General features: G+C 49.9%; 1 protein-coding gene. It reads left to right on the plus strand.

Features of this window, described 5'->3' with window-relative positions:
* Window positions 1-103: 103 nt before the first annotated feature.
* Window positions 104-345 (plus strand): phosphoethanolamine transferase domain-containing protein (locus tag ACSNOK_RS33595; protein ID WP_436784555.1); only part of this gene is annotated, 242 nt, incomplete at its 3' end.

Genomic DNA, 345 nt, shown 5'->3' on the forward strand with positions numbered 1-345 from the left:
ATGCAGCGTCGAGTGGCTGATCTTGATGACCAGTATTTTCTTTGCACTAGCCTGCAATGGTCTATTTTGGAGTAGCGCCTTAGGCGTCCAGTCCAGCTTACGCATGGGTACATCCGTACTGCTGTTTCTGGTGGGAATTCACAGTCTGCTGTTGAGTTTGGTTGTGTGGCGCTGGAATGCCAAGGTTTTACTTGCGGTGCTTTTTGTTGCCTCTGCCCTCGCAACACATTACATGCGCAGCTTTCATATCTACCTCGATTCGAGCATGTTGCGCAATGTTCTAGCCACAGACTTCAAGGAAAGTCGCGAGCTACTGACGCCTGCATTGATTGCTCCACTAAGCCT

This window comes from Streptomyces sp. URMC 126 (assembly GCF_051386555.1).
Taxonomy (GTDB): domain Bacteria; phylum Actinomycetota; class Actinomycetes; order Streptomycetales; family Streptomycetaceae; genus Streptomyces.